The organism is Mesorhizobium sp. M0491 (assembly GCF_040321265.1).
GTDB lineage: Bacteria > Pseudomonadota > Alphaproteobacteria > Rhizobiales > Rhizobiaceae > Mesorhizobium.
Window position 1 is genome coordinate 178,569 of the sequence record NZ_JAMYRE010000006.1, and the last position, 20,075, is coordinate 198,643.

The 20,075-nt window shown below is 64.7% G+C and carries 16 protein-coding genes; 1 reads left to right on the plus strand and 15 read right to left on the minus strand.

Annotated features, from left to right (window positions below; all coding sequences use genetic code 11):
* The 10 genes from NKI69_RS09840 to NKI69_RS09885 all read right to left on the minus strand — a co-directional run bounded on the left by NKI69_RS09840 (nt 1) and on the right by NKI69_RS09885 (nt 13,472).
* Nucleotides 1-267 (minus strand): BrnA antitoxin family protein, encoded by a 267-nt coding sequence (locus NKI69_RS09840; RefSeq protein WP_023809413.1) that lies wholly within the window; start codon nt 265-267, stop codon nt 1-3.
* A 99-nt stretch (nt 268-366) separates the two neighbouring features.
* Nucleotides 367-3,243: a nitrate reductase gene (locus NKI69_RS09845; protein ID WP_352721116.1), complete on the minus strand. Its 2,877-nt coding sequence runs from the start codon at nt 3,241-3,243 to the stop codon at nt 367-369.
* 4 nt (nt 3,244-3,247) lie between these two features.
* The gene (gene nirD, locus NKI69_RS09850; protein WP_352551520.1) at nt 3,248-3,577 is read right to left on the minus strand and encodes a nitrite reductase small subunit NirD; all 330 of its coding nucleotides are present in this window, start codon (nt 3,575-3,577) and stop codon (nt 3,248-3,250) included.
* Between the two features lie 5 nt (nt 3,578-3,582).
* Nucleotides 3,583-6,033 (minus strand): nitrite reductase large subunit NirB, encoded by a 2,451-nt coding sequence (gene nirB / locus NKI69_RS09855; protein ID WP_352610874.1) that lies wholly within the window; start codon nt 6,031-6,033, stop codon nt 3,583-3,585.
* 4 nt (nt 6,034-6,037) lie between these two features.
* Nucleotides 6,038-6,835, minus strand: coding sequence for an ABC transporter ATP-binding protein (locus NKI69_RS09860; protein ID WP_023809417.1), 798 nt, complete (start codon nt 6,833-6,835; stop codon nt 6,038-6,040).
* A 10-nt stretch (nt 6,836-6,845) separates the two neighbouring features.
* Nucleotides 6,846-7,736 (minus strand): nitrate ABC transporter permease, encoded by an 891-nt coding sequence (ntrB, locus tag NKI69_RS09865; RefSeq protein WP_352610876.1) that lies wholly within the window; start codon nt 7,734-7,736, stop codon nt 6,846-6,848.
* Between the two features lie 67 nt (nt 7,737-7,803).
* Nucleotides 7,804-9,120 carry a CmpA/NrtA family ABC transporter substrate-binding protein gene (locus NKI69_RS09870; RefSeq protein ID WP_023809419.1) on the minus strand — a complete coding sequence of 439 codons (1,317 nt, stop codon included), beginning with the start codon at nt 9,118-9,120 and terminating at the stop codon, nt 7,804-7,806.
* A gap of 356 nt (nt 9,121-9,476) precedes the next feature.
* Complete coding sequence (locus tag NKI69_RS09875) at nt 9,477-10,715, minus strand: CmpA/NrtA family ABC transporter substrate-binding protein (protein ID WP_352721191.1); 1,239 nt, start codon at nt 10,713-10,715, stop codon at nt 9,477-9,479.
* A gap of 2 nt (nt 10,716-10,717) precedes the next feature.
* The gene (locus tag NKI69_RS09880; RefSeq protein ID WP_013530455.1) at nt 10,718-11,320 is read right to left on the minus strand and encodes an ANTAR domain-containing response regulator; all 603 of its coding nucleotides are present in this window, start codon (nt 11,318-11,320) and stop codon (nt 10,718-10,720) included.
* An 82-nt stretch (nt 11,321-11,402) separates the two neighbouring features.
* Complete coding sequence (locus NKI69_RS09885) at nt 11,403-13,472, minus strand: oxidoreductase (RefSeq protein ID WP_352721119.1); 2,070 nt, start codon at nt 13,470-13,472, stop codon at nt 11,403-11,405.
* A 273-nt stretch (nt 13,473-13,745) separates the two neighbouring features.
* Between NKI69_RS09885 and argE the strand changes: the two genes are divergently transcribed.
* A complete protein-coding gene (argE, locus tag NKI69_RS09890) occupies nt 13,746-14,906 on the plus strand; it encodes an acetylornithine deacetylase (protein WP_352721121.1) in 1,161 nt (386 codons plus the stop codon).
* A 6-nt stretch (nt 14,907-14,912) separates the two neighbouring features.
* Here the strand turns inward: argE and NKI69_RS09895 are convergent, their stop codons facing one another.
* From NKI69_RS09895 to NKI69_RS09915, 5 genes are all read right to left on the minus strand, one after another.
* A complete protein-coding gene (locus NKI69_RS09895; protein WP_023809423.1) occupies nt 14,913-15,869 on the minus strand; it encodes a LysR family transcriptional regulator in 957 nt (318 codons plus the stop codon).
* A gap of 151 nt (nt 15,870-16,020) precedes the next feature.
* Nucleotides 16,021-17,511, minus strand: coding sequence for an aldehyde dehydrogenase (locus NKI69_RS09900; protein WP_352721124.1), 1,491 nt, complete (start codon nt 17,509-17,511; stop codon nt 16,021-16,023).
* Nucleotides 17,512-17,531: 20 nt separating this feature from the next.
* Nucleotides 17,532-18,206, minus strand: coding sequence for a DUF1028 domain-containing protein (locus tag NKI69_RS09905; protein ID WP_352721126.1), 675 nt, complete (start codon nt 18,204-18,206; stop codon nt 17,532-17,534).
* Between the two features lie 4 nt (nt 18,207-18,210).
* Nucleotides 18,211-18,627, minus strand: a complete 417-nt coding sequence (locus tag NKI69_RS09910) for a RidA family protein (RefSeq protein ID WP_352721128.1) — start codon at nt 18,625-18,627, stop codon at nt 18,211-18,213.
* 42 nt (nt 18,628-18,669) lie between these two features.
* Nucleotides 18,670-19,944 (minus strand): flavin-containing monooxygenase, encoded by a 1,275-nt coding sequence (locus tag NKI69_RS09915; RefSeq protein ID WP_023809427.1) that lies wholly within the window; start codon nt 19,942-19,944, stop codon nt 18,670-18,672.
* Nucleotides 19,945-20,075: the final 131 nt, after the last annotated feature.

Genomic DNA, 20,075 nt, shown 5'->3' on the forward strand with positions numbered 1-20,075 from the left:
CTACTCGTCGTCTGAACGATCATCCTCGGCAACAACAGGCTTGCCTTCTATCGCCTGCCGCAAGGCGTCGTTGATGCGGTCCTGCCAGCCCGGCCCATCCTCCTGGAAGTGGTCCAGCACGGCGCGATCGATCCGGATCGAAACAAGCTCCCTGACGCCTGGAGCGGCGGAGGGCTCACGAACCGGCGCGGCCGGCTTCTTCACCGGCTTGAAAGCCGCCTCGGCGGCCGTCATCGGATTTGTCGGTCGACGCGGGGGATTTGCCATCGGATGACCCTGACTGAAGACGATTCGTGCACGACGTGGCACGCTTGCGCCACCATAGCCCAACCAGCGCCGTCGCGCAGGCCCCTTTGGTCGGGACAATCACTCGGCTGCTTGAAGACTCTGCGCGTCGATGATGACCCTGATCTCGGCGCGGCAGGAGCCGCAATTCGTGCCGGCATGCAGGGCCGTGCCGATCGCCGCAACGCTGCCGCAGCCGCCGCGCACCGCTTCCGCGATCTGGTTGGCGCCGACGCCGAAACAGGAGCAGACGATGGCGCCGCGGTCGACGTCGATCCCGCCCGGTCGTCCGGCTACGATCGCCAACCTGCCGCGCCGGTCGACATGATCGGCACTCAACTGTTCCGCCGCCCAGCCGCGCGACACGGCGACCGGGCCGGGTGCGACGAACAAGGCGGCTGACAGTTGATCGCCGTCGAAGGCGGCGATGCGATGCTGGCCGGCGTCGCGGTCATGATAGGCGAGCATTTCCGCACCCGGTGACACGCCGAACAGTGACCCGGCAAAGCCAGCCCAATCGATGTCGTCTTCGGCAAAGGCAAGCTCGACCCGCCAGCCGCCCTTGCATTTGGCCACGGCCCAGTAGGCCGCGGTATCAGGCTCAGGCCTGCGCCGCGTCACCGCAAAGCCAAAGGCCTTTGCGGCGAATTTCTCGATGCGGGCGGCGACATGTTTCAGCGCCGGCTGGCCGGAAATGGGATCGGTCAGCGGCGCGGTCAGCGTGTCGAGCCGGCCCCTTGCCGCAAACTGATCGGTCCAGTGCATCGGCGCAAACAGGCTGCCCTGGCGTTGGCGCGCCGTCACCAGCGCGCGCACCAGCACGTCGCCGCGCGGGCTGGAAACCCGCGCGATGTCGGCGTCGCCGATGCCGAAGCGCTGCGCATCCGCCGGGTGGATTTCTACGAAGGGCTCGGCGATGTGCTGCGACAAACGCGGGCTTTTGCCGGTTCGCGTCATGGTGTGCCAATGGTCGCGGATACGGCCGGTATTGAGGATCAGCGGATAGTCCGGGCTGGTGCGGACTTCCGTGGTGGGGCGGATGGCGATGAAGCGCGCTTTGCGGTCGGGCGTGTAGAAATTGCCGTCGGCGAAGAAGCGGGTGGTGTTACCTTCCAGCCTCTGCCCGGCCCGAAGATGCTCGTCCGACTGATGTCGAGCTTGAGCACCCCCCTCTGTCCTGCCGGACATCTCCCCCGCAAGGAGGGAGATTGGCAGCTTTGATGCTCGCATATCTCCTGCATTGTTTGTAATTGGCGAAGGCCGTGGTGGCAGCCGATCTCCCCCCTTGCGGGGGAGATGGCCGGCAGGCCAGAGGGGGGTGGCTGGGCTCGGCGCCGGCCATTGGAACGGCTCCAGCGCCTCATACTCCTCCGCATCAACCCCGGCATAAGCACCAATATCGAAATCCCGCGCGCCATCATTCTCGAATCCTGACAGCGCGGCATGCTCGGCAAACACCTCCCCTGGCGTCGCATAGGAAAACGCCTCGCCAAACCCCATCCGCTTGCCGACCTCAGCGACAATCCGCCAGTCGGGCCTTGCCTCGCCGGGCACGGGCAAAAACGCGCGCTGGCGCGACACACGGCGCTCTGAATTGGTGACGGTGCCATCCTTCTCGCCCCAGGCGGCGGCGGGCAGCCGGACATGGGCGTGGCGGACGGTGTCGGTCTGGGCCAGCACGTCCGACACCACCACGAACGGGCACGCCTTGATCGCCGCCTCGACGGCATCGGCGTCCGGCATCGAATCGACCGGGTTGGTGGCCATGATCCACAGCGCCTTGATCCGCCCGTCGGCCAGCGCCTGGAACATCTCGACTGCCTTCAGGCCGGGCTTTCCGGCAATGGCCGGCGCGTTCCAGAAGCGCTGCACGCGGTCGCGATGGTCGGGGTTTTCGATTTCCATATGCGCGGCGAGCATGTTGGCCATGCCGCCGACCTCGCGGCCGCCCATGGCGTTGGGCTGGCCGGTCACCGAAAACGGCCCTGCTCCGGGTTTGCCGATGCGGCCGGTGGCGAGATGGCAGTTGATGATGGCGTTGACCTTGTCGGTGCCGGATGACGACTGGTTCACACCCTGGCTGTAAACCGTCACCGTTTTCGCCGTTGCCGCAAACAGGCTGTAGAAACGGCCAAGCTCGTCCTCGCTCAGGCCCGTGGCGGCAGCGACGCCGGCCAGGTCGAGCGCGGAGGCCGCGAAAAGCGCTTGCCCGAAGCCGGTCGTGTGCGTCGTGATGTAGGCGCGGTCGAGCGCATTGTGCTGGCCGAGATAAGCGAGCAGCCCGGTGAACAAAGCGACGTCGCCATCCGGCGCGATCGCCAGATGCATGTCGGCGATGTCAGCGGTCATGGTGCGCCGCGGATCGACCAGGACGATCTTCATCTCCGGCCGCTTTTCCCGGGCAGCCGCGATGCGCTGGTAGAGCACCGGATGGCACCAGGCGAGATTGGAGCCGACCAGCACGATCAGGTCGGCCAATTCCAGATCCTCATAGGTTCCCGGCACGGTGTCGGAGCCGAAAGCGCGGCGGTGGCCGGCGACCGAGGAGGCCATGCACAGGCGCGAATTGGTGTCGATGTTGGCCGAGCCGACAAAACCCTTCATCAGCTTGTTGGCGACGTAATAGTCCTCGGTCAGCAACTGGCCCGAAACATAGAAGGCGACCGCATCCGGGCCATGCTCGGCGATGGTTTGCGAGAAGGTCGAGGCGACAAGGTCGAGCGCCTCGTCCCAGCCGGCGCGGCGGCCGTGGACCTCCGGATGCAGCAGCCTGCCGTCGAGGTCGATGGTCTCGGCGAGTGCCGAGCCCTTGGAGCAGAGCCGGCCGAAATTGGCCGGGTGGTCGGGGTGGCCGCGGACGGACACCTGCCCGTCCGCGGTGGCCTTCGCCAGCACGCCGCAGCCCACCCCGCAATAGGGGCAGGTGGTCCTCACCTCGCGCGCTTCGTCGATCTCCATGGGTTCAGGCCGCGCGGCTGGCCAGCGCTTCCAGCGCAATGAACAGATGCTCGCCTTCGACCCGCACCGGAATGGTGCGCACCGCGCCCTCGTCGGCGCCGAGCGCCTTGCCCGTCTCCAACGAAATCACCCAATTGTGCAAGGGACAGGTCACCGCCGCACCGTGCACGATGCCCTGGCTGAGCGGTCCGCCTCTGTGCGGGCAATGGTCGTCGATGGCATAGACCTGATCGTCGGCGGTGCGGAAGACGGCGATCTTGCCTTCCGGGGTGGCGACGCAGCGCGCGCCGCGGCGGGGGATGTCCGAGATAGAGCCGATTGATACCCAGTTCATGATTGTCACTCCGCCGCCTGCGCAAACCCGACAGAGGCCATCGGCCGGAATTCATGCTTGTCCTTGCCGGAAACGCGTTCCGACCACGGATCGACCTGGGCGAATTTCTGGCTGAAGACGAAGCGGTCGTAATAAGCCTTGCGCTTCTCGCCATCGTCCATGATCTGACGCTTGATCTCGGGGATGCCGATGCGCTTGGCCCATTTGTAGATGCGCTCGAGATAGCGGCCCTGCTCGCGATACATCTGCGTCAGCGCCACGATATGCTCCAGCGCCTCGTCCTCGGTCTTGACCAGGCCCAGCACCTCGGTGCCCTTGATGTCGAGGCCGGCCGCCCCGGCGAAATGGATTTCGTAGCCGGAGTCGACGCAGATCACGCCAACATCCTTGCAGGTCGCCTCGGCGCAGTTCCTTGGACAGCCCGACACCGCCATCTTGACCTTGGCCGGCGTCCACGAGCCCCACATGAATTTTTCGATGCGGACGCCGAAGCCCGTAGAATCCTGCGTGCCGAACCGGCACCAGTCTGAGCCGACGCAGGTCTTCACCGTGCGCAACCCCTTGGCATAGGCGTGGCCGGAGACGAAGCCGGCCTGACCGAGATCGGCCCACACTGCCGGCAGGTCCTCCTTGCGGATGCCGAGCATGTCGATGCGCTGGCCGCCGGTGACCTTGACCATCGGAATTTCGAACTTGTCGACGACGTCGGCGATGGCGCGCAGTTCGGCGGCATTGGTCACCCCACCCCACATGCGCGGCACCACCGAATAGGTCCCATCCTTCTGGATGTTGGCGTGGACGCGCTCGTTGATGAAGCGCGACTGGTAATCGTCGGCGTAGTCATCCGGCCAGTCGCAGACGAGGTAGTAGTTGAGCGCCGGCCGGCATTTGGCGCAGCCGCAGGAGGTCGTCCATTCCAGTTCCTGCATGACGGCGGGAATGGTCTTCAGGCTCTTGGCCTTGATCAGCCGGCGCACCTCGTCATGGCCGAGGGTGGTGCAGGAGCACATCGGCTGTACGGCGGCGGGGTTGTACGTGTCGCCGAGGGTCAGCACCATCAGCTTTTCAACCAGCCCGGTGCAGGAGCCGCAGGAGGCCGACGCCTTGGTGTGGGCGCGCACGTCGTCAAGCGAGGTCAGGCCCTTGGCCGTGATCGCGCCGGTGATCTTTCCCTTGCAAACGCCGTTGCAGCCGCAGATTTCCGCATCATCCGGCAAGGCTGCAACGGCCGCCATAGGGTCCAGCGGGGCACCCCCCTGGTAGGACTGGCCGAAGATGAGCGTGTCGCGCATTTCGGAAATGTCGGTCTGCTTCTTCTTGAGGTCGTTGAACCAGGCGCCGTCAGCCGTCTCGCCATAGAGCACGGTGCCGATGATGCGGTCATCCTTCAGCACCAGGCGCTTGTAGACGCCTGCGGCGGCGTCGCGCAGCACGATCTCCTGGCGATCCTCGCCCTCGGCGAAGTCGCCGAGCGAGAACAGCTCGATGCCGGTGACCTTGAGCTTGGTCGGCGTGTCCATATGGACGAAGGCCGCCGCCGCGTCGCCGGCAAGCTGGCTGGCGGTCACGCGCGCCATCTCGTAGAGCGGTGCGACGAGGCCGTAGACTTGGCCGTTGACCTCGGCACATTCGCCGAGCGCGTAGATGTCGGGATCGTTGCTGCGCATGCCGGCGTCGACGACGATGCCCCTGTTGACGGCGATGCCGGCCTGTTTCGCCAGCGCCGAATTCGGCCTGATGCCGACGGCCATCACCACAAGCGTTGCTGGGATAATGGTGCCGTCAGCGAGCTCCACCTGCCCGACCTTGCCGTTGCCTGTGATCGCCTGTGTGTTGGCCTTGGTGATGACCTTGATGCCGCGCTGTTCCACCGCACGCTGCAAGAGATAGCCGGCCGCGGGATCGAGCTGGCGCTCCATCAGCGTCGGCATGACATGCAGCACGGTGACGTCCATGCCTTGCGCGTTTAGCCCTGCTGCCGCCTCCAGCCCGAGCAGGCCGCCGCCGATGACCACCGCCTTGGCCCGCGACTGGGCGGCAAGCATCATCGCCTGCACGTCGTCGAGATCGCGATAGGTCAGCACGCCCGGCAGGTCATGGCCGGGCACCGGAATGATGAACGGCACCGAGCCGGTGGCGATGACGAGCTTGTCATAGGGTTCGGTGACGCCATGATCGGAGGTGACGGTCTTCGCCGCTCGGTCGATGGCGACGATCTTGTGGCCCTTGTAGAGGGTGATGTTGTTGGCGATGTACCAGCCGTCGCCGTGGATGATGATCTCCTCATAGGCTTTCTCGCCCGACAGCACCGGCGACAGCATGATGCGGTCGTAATTAACGCGCGGCTCGGCGTTGAAGATGGTGACCGTGTAGCGGCCCGGAGCCTGTTCCAGCAGGTGCTCCAGCATGCGCCCCGGGGCCATGCCATTGCCGATGATGACAAGTCTTTCGCTCATGGTGCTACTCCGCGGCTTCGACGAAGCGGTGGCGTTCGTAGAGGAACTTCAGCACCGCCTCACGGCAGCGCAGGAAGGTCCGGTCGGAAGAGAGTTCGACGCGCCGGCGCGGCCGCGCCAGCGGCACGGCAAGCACTTCGCCGATGGTTGCCGCCGGGCCATTGGTCATCATGACGATGCGGTCGGACAGCAGCACCGCCTCGTCGACATCATGGGTGATCATGATCGTCGTCGAGCCGAGCCTGGAATGGATGTCCATCACCGCGTCCTGCAGATGCGCGCGCGTCAGCGCGTCGAGCGCGCCGAACGGCTCGTCGAGCAGCAGGATCTTCGGCTCCATGGCCAGCGCCCGGGCGATGCCGACGCGCTGCTTCATGCCGCCCGATATCTCGGCCGGGCGCTTGTCCTTGGCATGCGCCATCTGCACGAGGTCGAGATTGCGCATGATCCAGTCATGCCGCTCGGCCTTGCTTTTCGAGCGACCGAAAACCTTCGACACCGCCAGGTTGATGTTTTCATAGACGGTCAGCCACGGCAGCAGCGAGTGGTTCTGGAACACCACGGCGCGTTCGGGACCGGGGCTGTCGACCTCCTTGTCCTCGAGCAGCACGGCGCCGGCGGACACCTTGGTCAGCCCGGCGATCAGATTGAGCAGGGTCGACTTGCCGCAGCCGGAATGGCCGATGATGGAGACGAATTCGCCCTTGTCGATGGTCAGCCTGATGTCCTTCAACACCTCGCTGACCTGGGCACCACGCGAGAAGGATTTGTCGATATGGTCGAGCTTCAGATAGGCCGTCATCGCCCTCTCCTCACTTTGCCGTTGTGCCGCGGGTGACGAAGGCGCCGACCGCCGCGACCAGACGGTCGAGGCAGAAGCCGGTGACGCCGATATAGGCGAGCGCCACGATGATGTCGGGCAGCCGCGACGAGTTCCACGCGTCCCAGATGAAGAAGCCGATGCCGACGCCGCCGGTCAGCATTTCGGCGGCGACGATGGCGAGCCAGGACAGGCCGATGCCGATCCTCAGGCCGGTGAAGATGTAGGGCGCGGCGGCCGGTACCATGATCTTGACGAAGAATTCGAACTGGTTGAGCCGCAGGATGCGCGAGACGTTGCGGTAATCCTCGGGGATGTTGCGCACGCCGACGGCGGTGTTGATGATGATTGGCCAGATCGACGTGATGAAGATGACGAAGATCGCCGACGGGCTGGAATCGCGGAACGCCGCCAGCGACAGCGGCAGCCAGGCCAGCGGCGGCACCGTGCGCAGGATCTGGAACACCGGGTCGAGGCCGCGCATCGCCCAGATCGACTGGCCGACCAGCGCGCCGAGCGCGACGCCGACCACCGCCGCCAGGCCGAAACCGATGGCGACACGCTGCAGCGAGATCAGCACGCGCCATGCCAGGCCGATATCCTGCGGGCCATTGTCGAAGAACGGATGCGCGATCAAATCGTAGGCCTCGTTCCACACCTGGGTCGGCGGCGGCAGGCTTGATGTGGGCGACGAACAGGCGATCTGCCAGACGACCAGCATCAGCGCGATGACGATGATGGGCGGCACCAGCGCGCTCGCCAGTTTGCCGGCAATCGCCAGCGGATCGAAGCGGCGTCGTGCCTTGGCGGTGAAGGCGATGACCTCCGCCGGCTTCGGGGGGAACGCCTTCACCTTTGTGTCCTCGATAGTCTGGATCGACATGTCTGAGAAAAACTCCTTGGGGGCAGGTAGTGATCGCAAGCGGCGCAGGGCGCCGCTTGCGGTTGTGCTACGCCGATGCCTTGATCTTCAGGCTGTCGAGATAGGCCGACGGATTGGCCGGATCGAAGATCTTGCCGTCGAAGAAGGTCTCGACGCCGCGCGACGACGACGCCGGAACGTCGGCCGCCGCGACGCCGAGATCCTTGGCCGCCTCGCGCCACAGATCCTCGCGGTTGACCTGATCGACCAGCGCCTTGATGTCGGTGGTCGGCGCGAATTTGCCCCAGCGGATGTTCTCGGCGAGGAACCACGCATCGTGGCTCTTGAACGGATAGGAGACGCCGCCTTTCCAGAACTTCATGTAGAGATCGGTGCCGTTGGCGACGCGGCCATTGCCGTAGTTGATGTCGCCCTTGAGGCGGCCGATGATGTCGGCGACAGGCACGTTCATCCATTGCCGCTTGCCGATGATGGCGGCCATCTCGTCCTTGTTGTCGCTGGCCTCGCACCATTGCTGGGCTTCCATGACGGCCATCAGGATCGCCTTGGTGGCGTTCGGGTATTTCTCGATGAATTCGGCACGCAGGCCGAGCGCCTTTTCCGGATGGCCCTTCCACAATTCGCCCGTCGTGGCGGCGGTGAAGCCGACGCCCTGATGGACGAGCTGCTCGTTCCACGGCTCGCCGACGCAGAACACGTCCATGTTGCCGACCTTCATGTTGGCCACCATCTGCGGCGGCGGCACGACGATGGTCGAAACGTCCTTGTCGGGGTCGATGCCACCGGCGGCCAGCCAGTAGCGCAGCCACAAATCATGCGTACCGCCCGGGAAGGTCATGGCGGCCTTGATTTCCTTGCCGGCCGCCTTCTTGGCGGCAAAGGCGTCTTTCAGCTTCGAGGCATCGAGGCCGACGCCGGTGCCGGCATATTCCTGGGCGACCGAAATGCCTTGGCAGTCGTAGTTGAGCCGCGCCACGATCGCCATCGGCATCGGCTGGTTGTTCTGCGTCACCTTGCCGGTGTGCATGAGGTAAGGCAGCGGCGTCAGAATATGGGCACCGTCGATGCCGTTGGCGGCGCCGCCGAGCATCAGATTGTCGCGCGTCGCGCCCCAGGAGGCCTGCTTGAGCACCTCGACATCGGGCATGCCGAACTTGGCGAACAGCCCCTTCTCCTTGGCGATCATCAGCGGTGCCGCATCGGTGAGGGCAATGAAGCCGAGCTTGGCGCCGGTGACCTCCGGAGTGGCGGTCGCAGCATAGGCGCCGGAAGGGAAGAGCTTGCGGGCCGCCACGAACAGGCCGGCCGTCATTGCACTGCTGACCAGAAAATCGCGGCGCGTCATGTCTTTGAGGGTCGTTCCAGTCCTGATCCGTTTCGTCATCGTCGTCTCCGGTTGGGCGCGGCTTGGGATCCGCGTCGTCGATTGTGTGTTGATCAAAACAAAAAAGCCGCCAGCCAGGTCTTCGCGTCCGGGTGACCGGGAGCGCGTATTAACCTGAGCGGCAGCTTTGCCTGTGGCGCCCGCCATTGGGCGCCTGTTCCGTGACCCGCGAAGGGCCTGTCTATTTCAAAGCAGGAACCGTGCCAGTTTTGAGAGAGGCGAAAAAGATCAATTAAATCAGTAACCAGCGCCGATCGCGGACGCGCCGGGTCCTATGGCCGGAAGGTCAAAGATTGCTCATTCGGGCAATCGCGCGCACAATTTTTGTGCAATGCACAAGAATGACGCGGAAATGATCAGGCTTCCGCGCGAGCCGATTTCTGGCCGGTAATGTACGCGTCGACCTCGTCCGGATCGAAGATCTGGCCGTCGAAGAAACCGTCCGGACCGAGCACAAGGCCGGCGCCTGTCGCGCCGACCGCGGTTGCAACTTGGAGCGCGCCCTCGACCTTCGAATTGGCGCCGGGAAGTGCGATGCCGAGCGGCTTCAGCGCCGAACGATAGAGATCGGGACGATAGCAATCCCGCGCGATGGCGAGGTCTTCAGGCGTATGCGCCACATGCCCCCAACGCACCATCTGCGTGTAGAACCACAGCGCATGGCTCTTCCACGGAAAGTTCGCCGCCTTGTCGAAGGGGAGGAAGAAGTCGTCGATGCTCCGCTCCGCGCCGCCGCCCAGTCGGAGATGGCCGGTCAGGATCGGCATCTGCACGGCCGGCGGCAGGCCGAGAAAGCCGGCCTGCGCCATGACGGCAGCCAATTCGCCATGGTTGGCCGGATCCTGGCACCAGCGTGCCGAGTGATGCAGCGCGCGCAGCAGCGCCGCCAAGGCCTCGGGGTTTTCGTCTGCCCAGGCCTTGCGCACGCCGATCACCTTCTCCGGGCTGTTACGCCATATCCGCGCCTTGACGGTGACGATATGCCCGGTGCCGGCGGCAACCGCAGCACTGTTCCAGGGTTCGCCTACGCAGTAGCCGTCGATGCGGCCGGCGGCCAGTGCATCGGCCATGAAGGGCGGCGGCACGATGACGATCTCGATTTCGCGCGTCGGATCGATGCCGCAGGCGGCGAGCCAATAGCGCAATTCGTAATTGTGCCCGGAATGCGGATGCACCACGGCGAAGCGCAGCGGGTCGCCACCGGCCGCAGCGCGCTCGCGAATGAGCGCGCGCAGCGCCGCACCGGCGCGCGCGGGGTCGAGATCGGCTTCGGCGCTGTGCGCCACCATTCCGGCCCACACAGTGTTGGAGACGGTGACGCAATTGCCTCCGAGTCCGAGCGAGAACGGCACGATGGTTTCCGAAGCGAGCGGCGTCAGCCCGAGATTGCAGGCGAGCGGCATCGGTCCCAGCATATGCGCCAGATGGAAGTGACCGATGGCGATGCGGTCGCGGATGTTAGCCCAGGACGTCTCGCGGTGCAGGGTGAGGTCGATGCCTTCTCGTGCGGCAAAGCCAAGCTCACCGGCCGCGACCAGCACGGCGCTGTCGAAAAGCGGCATGAAGCCAGCGGTGATCTGGTGCGCGGCGTCCATGCTCATTCGTCCTCCGCCGGCCCCAGCAACCCGGCGGCAGTCACCAGGCTCTGGGCGATGTCGCCGATCTTGCGGTTCTGGTTCATCGCCGTCTTGCGCAGCAGCGTGTAGGCGGCCTCTTCGGAGAGGCCGCGCGACTTCATCAATATGCCCTTGGCACGATCGATCACCTTACGGCTCTCGAGCTCGCCGCGAACCTCTTCCAGTTCGCGCGCCATGCGCGAAAAAGCGTTGAAGCGGCTGACCGCCATGTCGAGAATCGGTTTGACGCGCTCTTGCCGCAGACCGTCGACGACATAGGCCGAAACGCCGGCATCGACCGCCGCCTCGATCGAGGCCTGGTCCGAGCGGTCGACGAACATGGCGATCGGCCGTTTTACGGCACGCGAAAGCTGGAACATGTTTTCCAGCATGTCGCGATTAGGGTTTTCGAGATCGATGACGATGACATCGGGCTCGATCTCGGCGATCCGCCGCGCAATGCCGGTCACATCATGGATGACGGTGACCCGCTCATGGCCGGCCTCGCGCAACCCCGCCTCGATGATCGCGGCGCGGATGCGGTTTTCGTCGATCACCAGGACGGCGAGTGCGGTTCGAACCATGCCTGCATTGTGACCAAGCGGAGGAGTTGTGCAATGCGGTATGGTTGAACAACCCGAGATTCGCTAACCGCGCCGCAGGCGCCTAATCCGCCGCCAGCGTCGTGACCTCGCGGCGGAAGGGCAGTGCGTCGCCAATATCGGCTTCGTCCAGCTCGCGGGCGAAGCGGTGGCCGGCGTAGGTTGCCCAGGCGATCGGACCCGGCGCCTCGGCATCGCCGATGATTTTGATCGAGCGGATGCCGCTATCGGCCCATTCATCCCTCCGCGCCTTCAGCTCGCACCAGACGCCATCGTCCTGTTGGCGCGACGTCACGAGCACGACGGCGTCCGCGGCGATGTCGCGTTGGCTTCCCGTATAGGCACACGCAGTGGCAACCCCACCCGCCACGATGCGGGTCACAATCCGATTCAGCACGATATCGACGCCGAGTTCGGCCAGCCGGCGGTGGATGGCGCCCTGCTCCAGCGTGTTGCGGGTCCAGTCGGACACATAGGCCGACGGTGTCACCAGCGTCACCTTCGCGCCCTGGCGCGCCATCAGCTCGGCCAGAACGCCGCCCATGTAATAGTGATCGTCATCGAACAGCACGACAGTGCCGGTGGGCACATTGCCGCCCATCAGATCGTCCGGCGTATAGACCGGCATGGCCGGGTCCGCCGGCATCGGCACGACATGCGCGCGCGCCACGCCGTCACGGCGCCATGTCGATCCGGTGGCAAGCGCAATGTTCTGAAAGCCGAAGTCCAGTATCTCCTGCGCCGACAATCGGCTTTCGAAATAGACGTCGACATTGGACATCTGGCTGATCTGGTACTGGCGGTAGTCGCGCACGCGTCCCCATGCCGAGAGACCGGGCAAGCGGCATTCGCGCGCCACGCGGCCGCCGAGTTCGGTGCCGGCTTCGGCGATGGCCACCTGATAGCCGCGCAGGCCGAGCGCACGCGCCGCCTCCAGCCCGGTCGGGCCGGCGCCGACGATCAGCACGCTGTCGCTGTCGCCCTTGGCCTGCATGCGTTCGGGATGCCAGCCCTTGCGCCACTCTTCCATGAAGGTCGGGTTCTGCGTGCAGCGCGAGATCGACATGGTCATGTCGCCGGTGATGCAGATGTTGCAGCCGATGCATTCGCGAATGTCCTCGATCCGACCCTCCTCCACCTTCTTCGGCAGGAAGGGATCGGCGATCGACGGGCGCGCGCAACCGATGAAATCGAGCGTACCGGACTTGATCATCTTCACCATCACATCCGGCGAGGTGAAGCGGCCGACACCGACGACCGGCTTGGAGGTCAGCGTCTTGATGCCGGACACCAGGCTCTCCTGCGCGCCCTCCTCCTTGAACCGCGACGGCCCCGAACAATCCTCCCACGCGCCATGCGCCAGGTCCCAGAGGTCTGGCAGGTCGGCGTGCATCTCGATCATGTCGCGCACTTCGGAGTTGGCGAAGCCAAGCTCGCCGATCATCTCGTCCAGCGACAGCCGCAGCGTCAGGCCGCACGTGTCGCCGATGGCATCCCTGCCCTCTTCGATCAACTCACGCATCAACCGCGAGCGGTTTTCCAGCGAGCCGCCATATTCGTCGCTGCGCTGGTTGGTGGCGGTGGACAGGAAGTGCTGGATGATGCCGAAGCCATGCGCGCCGTAGAGGCAGACCAGGTCGAAGCCCGCAAGCCTGGCACGCTTGAATGCATTGCGGTGCCAGCGGCGCAGGTCGCGTATATCCTGCTTGTCCATGGCGCGCGCCTGAACCGGATCGTTGGTGAAGGTCCGGATCGGCAAGGCCGATGGCCCGCGCGGCACTTCCTTGGTGTAGAGGTTCGGCCCGTTGATGCCTGAATAGGCCAGCTGGATACCGGCCAGCGCGCCATGCTGGTGCATGGCCTTGGCCATCTTCGCCAGTGCCGGGATATCGGCATCGTCCCACAGCCTGAGCTCGATGAAGGGCGTGATCTCCGAAGTATGGTGCATCTCGGTCTGCTCGGTGAAGATGACGCCCCAGCCGCCTTCCGACTTGATGCGGCGCATCTCGGCTGCGGCCGAAGGGTCGCGGTAGCCGCCGCCATTGCAATGCGGAACCTGGTAGAAGCGGTTCTTGGCGGTCACCGGACCGATCTTCACGGGCTCGAACAAAATGTCGTAGCGCGGATCGCGCATGGAACGTGCCTTCCTGCCAGCGTCGCCTTGCACATGCCCGATCATGGTTTCGAGCCAAGGTGCAAGCCGGCCAGCCCAGTGGGTTGATGCCTTGAGACCATTCATAAATTGCGACAAGCGCCGGGAAACAACAGATTTCTTCTGTGCCGGTTAGGACGCGCCTAATCGCCCGCCGGGATTAGCATCCGCTGAATCCCGGCTGAGCCAAATGCGACTTCAAGGCCGCGGCCGCCCGATGCTAGAAGTGCCGACGGCCAATGAGACACAAGACGCATGGACAGCATCCAGATCCTTGAAAAACTGATCGCGTTCCCGACGGTGAGCCGCGATTCGAACCTCGCCCTCGTCGGCTACGTGGCGGAGCTGCTGGACGCGCATGGCATTGCCAGCCAGATCATCCACAGCGAGGACGGCCACAAGGCCAACCTCTTTGCCACCATCGGACCGGCCGACGCTTCCGGCATCATGCTGTCCGGTCACACCGACGTCGTCCCCGTCGACGGCCAAGCCTGGACGCTGCCGCCCTTCGAGATGACGAGCCGAGACGGCAAGCTTTACGGACGTGGCACAGCCGACATGAAGGGTTTTGTGGCCTGCGCGCTCGCGGCGTGCCTGAAAGCCTCGAAAATGACGCTGCGCACGCCGCTGCATTTGGCACTCTCCTACGACGAGGAGATCGGCTGCATTGGTGTGCGCAGCCTGATCGACATGCTGCAAGCAGCCCCGCAGCGGCCCTTGCTGTGCATCGTCGGCGAGCCCACCGACATGCAGGTGGCGACGGGCCACAAGGGCAAGCTTGCCGCACGCGCGCTCTGCAAAGGCCGCGAAGGCCATTCGGCGCTGGCCCCGTTGGCGCTCAACGCCATCCATCTCGGCTGCGACTTCGTCGCCGCCTTGCGCCGCGAGCAGGATCGGCTGGTGCGCGATGGCGCCCGCGACGGCGACTACGACATTGCCTACACGACCGTCCATGTCGGCAAGATCAACGCCGGCGTGGCGCTGAACATCGTGCCGAACCTCTGCCAGGTCGACTTCGAGATCCGCAATGTCGCGGCCGACGATCCGCACGAGATTCTCGACCGTCTGCGCAAGGAGGCTGCTCATATTGCATCCGAAGCCTCGGCCACCGCCCCCGAGGCGGCGATCGACATAGACATCACCAACATCTATCCCGGCCTGGACACGCCGGCCAGTTCGCAAGCCGTCGCTTTCATCAAATCGCTGACCGGCGCCAACAACACCATCAAGGTTGCCTACGGTACGGAGGGCGGCCTGTTCAGCCGCGATCTCGGCACGCCGACGGTCGTGTGCGGACCGGGATCGATGGCGCAGGGACACAAGCCGGATGAGTTCGTCAGCGTCGAGCAGATGCGCCGCTGCGACGGCATGCTGGAAAAATTGCTGCAGCGGCTTGCCGACCAGCAGTTGGCTTAACCGGGGCTACTTCTGTGGAAGTGCTGCCTGGCCGACGGCCCGCTCGGCGCCGAACACGCCTTGCTCGACGACGAAATGCCGGCAGTGGTCGATGAACGCCTGGACGGTTTGCGTGCGGTGTTCGGAACTGGGCAAGGCGACGCCCATGGTCAGCGGCCGCAGATCGCCGTCCAACGGCACGAAGACCAGCGGCTTGCCGTCCGGCGCCAGCGTGTTGAGCGGCCGCATATTGGCGATGCCGTAGCCGAAGCCGTTAGCCACCATGGAACGCATGACGGCGATGTCGCCGGTGCGCTCGGCAATGTTGGGGCGGATCCCGCGCTGGTGGAATGCCGAAAGGAAATATTCGCGGCTGAACGGCAGGTCGAGCAGCACCATCGGCTCATCGGCCAATTCCTCCGTCGTGATCGACGCCTTTGCCGCGAAGCGATGCCCCGCCGGCAGCATGACATAGGCCGGCACCAGCATCAGCGGCTCGAAGGTCATGTCCTGCGACAGTTCGAGATCGTAGGTCAGTGCAAGATCGATTTCACCGCGCTGCAGCATCTCGAGCAATTGCCCCTGATTGCGCTCGAACTGGCGCACGCGCACATCGGGATAGGCGCGCTCGAACCGCATGCGCAGCGCCGGCAGCACGATCTGCGCAAACGTCAGCAGGCATCCTACCGCCAGCGGACCACGCACCTTTTCGGCAAAGTCGCCGGCGACGTCGTGCAAGGCGTCGGCATCGTTGAGCAGCCGGGCGGCTTCCTTGAGGAAGACGCGGCCGCCGGCCGTGAGCGAGAGACCGTGCGAATGCTTGCGGACAAAAAGCTGGACGCCGAACTCGGTTTCCAGTTGGGCGATGGAAGCCGAAATCGACGGCGGCGAGACATTGACCTGTTCGGCCGCCTTGGCGATGGAGCCGGCTTCGCCCACGGCGACGAAATATTCCAGCTGTCTGAGCGTGAAGCGTAGCGGCATGGCTGGCTATGTTGCCGGTTTGAGGGCTTCGATCAAGCCTAATGCATGTCGCGCAAAAGTGGCCCCGGTTTTGCGCAAACGACATGCATAGAGCAAAGGCCTAAAGCGCATCGCGTGAATCCGTTCAATCGCGATGCGCTTTAGGCGCCCATCAGTACTTGATCCATGTCGTTTTGAGCGCGGTGTATTTGTCGAGCGCATGCAGCGACAGGTCGCGGCCGAAGCCGGATTGCTTGAAACCGCCGAACGGCGTCATCGGGCTCAGCGCGTCGACCGTGTTGACGGAAACCGTGCCGGCATGCAGCCGGCCCGCGATACGATGCGCGCGCGACAGGCTGTCGGTCCACAGCGATGCGGCCAGCCCATAAGGGCTGTCATTGGCGATGCGGATCGCGTCGGCCTCGTCGTCGAAGGCGATGACCGAAAGCACCGGCCCGAAGATCTCGTCGCGGGCAATCGGATCGGCAGACGCGACATCGTCGAAGATGGTCGGCTGGACAAAGCTGCCGCGCCCGTTGACCGTGACCAGGTCGCCGCCCGCGACCAGGCGCGCGGTTTTCTTGCCGGCCTCGACGAAGCGCATGACGTTGGCGGCGTGGCGACTATCGACCATCGCGCCCATTTTCGAAGCCGGATCGAGCGGATCGCCGGGCTGCGTGACCGCCGCACGTTGCACCAGTTTCTCCACCAGAGCATCCTTGATGCCGCGCTGGACGAGCAGGCGTGAATTGGCGGAACAGACCTCGCCCTGGTTGAAGAAGATGCCGAAGGCCGCCATGTCGGCTGCCGCGTCGAGATCGCCGCAATCGGCAAAAATGAGGTTCGGGCTCTTGCCACCGGTCTCCAGCCAGACCTGCTTCATGTTCGACTGGCCGGAATACTGCAGGAACATCTTGCCCACGGCGGTCGAACCGGTGAAGGCGAGGCAATCCACATCCATATGGCGGCCAAGCGCCTGGCCGGCGGTTTCGCCAAGGCCGGGCACGACATTGAGCACGCCTGCAGGCAGGCCCGCTTCCATTGCCAGTTCCGCCAGAAGCAGGGCCGACAAAGGCGACTGCTCGGCGGGTTTCAGCACCACCGAATTGCCTGCCGCCAGTGCCGGCGCGCATTTCCACGTCGCCATGTCGAGCGGGAAATTCCAAGGCACCACCGCGCCGACCACGCCAAGCGGTTCGCGCCGTACCAGCACCAGATCACCTTCGCCGGTCGGCGCCACTTCGCCATAGATCTTGTCGATGACCTCGCCATACCATTGGAAGATCGCTGCCGAGCTGGGGACGTCGACCGCGGCCGCATCCCTGACCAGTTTGCCCATGTCGAGCGATTCCAGCAGGGCCAGTTCATGCAGGTTTTCGCGCAGCAATTGCGCCAGCCGCAGCAGAACCTCCTTACGGTGCGCCGGGCTGGTCCGCGACCAGACGCCGGTGTTGAAGCTGCGCCGCGCTGCGGCAACCGCCAGATCGATGTCTTCCTCACCGCAGGACGCCACTTCGGCCAGCACCTCGCCAGTTGCCGGATTGACGCTGGCGAAGGTCCGGCCCGAACGCGCCGCAACCGTCTTGCCGTCGATGAACGCCTTGTCGCGAAAACGGATCGCGGACGCCTTGCCGATCCAGTCCTTGTGGCTGAGTTCGCTCATCGCAGGTGACCCTGTCTTGACTATTCGTCGCCCGGCACGCCGTAGCTCGGCGCATCGGATGGGTTTATGGCGCGGGTCACATAGGCATCGAGCTGCGGCTTGTAGAGTTCCCACAGCGTCGCCAGCTGCTCGATCGGGCAGTCATCGGTCCAGTCACAGCGCAAATCGGCGACCGGCCACGCAACCTCGCGCACCAGCTTCATGCCGGCGGAATGGACAGGACCAGCCTCGCCGCCCGCTTTCAGCGCGGCGCGCATGGTCGCGATGAGGCGGTCGCCCAGATGCCCTTCCGACGCCAGGAAGGCGTCGACCATGGCTTGCGGAACGCCGTCATGGGCCAGCATGTTGCCGCCGCAGGCGACATTGTCCGCACGCGCCTCCGCCCAGATGCCAAGCGCCTTGGGACCCGAATGGATCGCGGTCTTTCCAGCGGCATCGACAGCCAGCACCTGCCGGTATTCGGGATAAGCGCCGGTGCGCTTCAGGATGGCAACCGCCTCGGCGGCCGACGCACCGCGCGCCAACAATTCGAGACCTCGCAGCCCCAGCGTCGGATCGGTGACGTTCTGGCTGGCAATGGCGCCGGCGCCCGCCTGCGCATAGCCGCAGCGCGCCGCCACAGCAGGCGACGAGGAGGACACCGCGACCCCGAACATGCCGGTGCGGCTGCACCGCGCGACGATGGAGAATGTCATGACTTTAATCCGGGATAACTGCGGTGCCGTCGATCTCGACCAGCCAGTCCGGCCGCGCCAGGGCCTGCACGACAAGGCCGGTCGAGACGGGATGCACGCCTTTGATATACTCGCCCATGGTGCGGTAGACCCCCTCGCGATGACGGACATCGGTAATGTAGACCACCACCTTGACCAAATGCTCCATGGTGCCGCCGCACTCCTCGATCAGCTGGCGGATGTTCTGCATGACCTTGTGCGTCTGCTCGACCGGATCATGGCTTTCGATATTCTTGGCCGTGTCGAGATCCTGCGGGCATTGGCCGCGCAGATAGACCGTCCTGCCGCCCCGCGTAACGACCGCCTGGCACAGATCATTGTCGAGTTTCTGCTCGGGATAGGTGTCCTTGGTGTTGAACTTGCGAATTCTTGTATGCGCCATCTTGGTCTCCGTCAGTCAGGCTCGAGGTCGGGACGTCCGTTTCTATGCTACCCTGGTCTCGCGCTTTGCGGACGCATGGTAGGCCAGGTACTTGCGCTGCGTGGAGATATGGTCTGCCACATGCTGTGCGTCGTGCCAGACGCCCCAGATGAAGCTCGACCCCCGCCGCGATTGCCACGGCAGGCCCAGGAAATAGATCCCCGGCTCGGTCGACACGCCGCGCTGGTGCTTCGGCTTGCCCTTTTCGTCAAACACATCGACTTTCAGCCAGTTGTAATCGACGGTGAATCCCGTTGCCCAGATGATCGAACCTATCCCGGCTTCAGCCAGGTTCAGCTCGAGAATGGGATCAGTCATGCATCGAGGGTCCGGTCCGATCTCGCGGGCCGCGGGCTCCTCGGGAAGGTCGAGGCCGTTGCGAGCGACATAGGCGTCGGCCTCGTCCAGCACCGACATGTAGTTCGCATCGCCGCGCGCGATATTTTTAGCCAGATCCGGAGCGAAGGTCATGACCCCTTCCTTATAGGATTCCGTCCGGCCAACCAGCGTCATCCCTTGCGCGGCAAGACGCCGGAAGTCGATCGTCTGGCCGCCCCGCGCGCCGCTCACCGCGATGGTGACGTGTTCGGTGCCAGGCGCCGGCGCTTGGGCGTCCCATTTGCCCAAAACCCCCAGCCACCAGCAGAAGTCACGCTCGCGATAGGCCCGCGGCGGCCGATCATGCGGCCCGACCGAGAGGTAGACGCGCCGTCCCGCGCGCTGGAGTTCGTCGGCGATCTGCACCCCCGAGGACCCGGAGCCGACCACCAGCACCGCACCTTCGGGCAACTGGCCCGGATTGCGATAGGCGCTGGAATGGATCTGCATCGCTCCGGCATCCCCGGGGACAACCGCCGGAATGACCGGATGCTGGAAAGCCCCGGTAGCGGCAACCACGCTCCTGGCCTCGATCACGCCATCCGAGGTTTCGACCCGGAAGCCGGGACGGCCGACAAGCCTTTCCACGCTCCTGACCTCCACGCCGCAGCGGATGGGGGCAGCGATCATGCCGGCGTAAGCGACAAAATAGTCGGCGACCTTCTCCTTGCCGACAAAGGCGTCGGGACCGGCGTCCGGAAATTCCATGCCGGGAAAACGATCATGCCAGGCGGGACCATTGGCAACCAACGAGTCCCATCTTTCGGTACGCCAGCGTTCGGCGATGCGGCTCCGCTCGAGCACGAGATGCGGCACCCCGCACTTGCTCAGATGCTCGCTCATGGCCAGCCCCGCCTGGCCGCCGCCAACAACAAGCGTGTCTACCGTTTCGACTGGCATTTCAGCGGCCCTTTCTGGCTCTCCCCGGGAGTGTCTGCGGATGCGGCGGAGATCTGATCGTTGGTTTACTGGAGGCACCGGGCAGCGAAAATTATGATTTCATGTGGCAGTGGTTAGCTTGTCCCTAAATG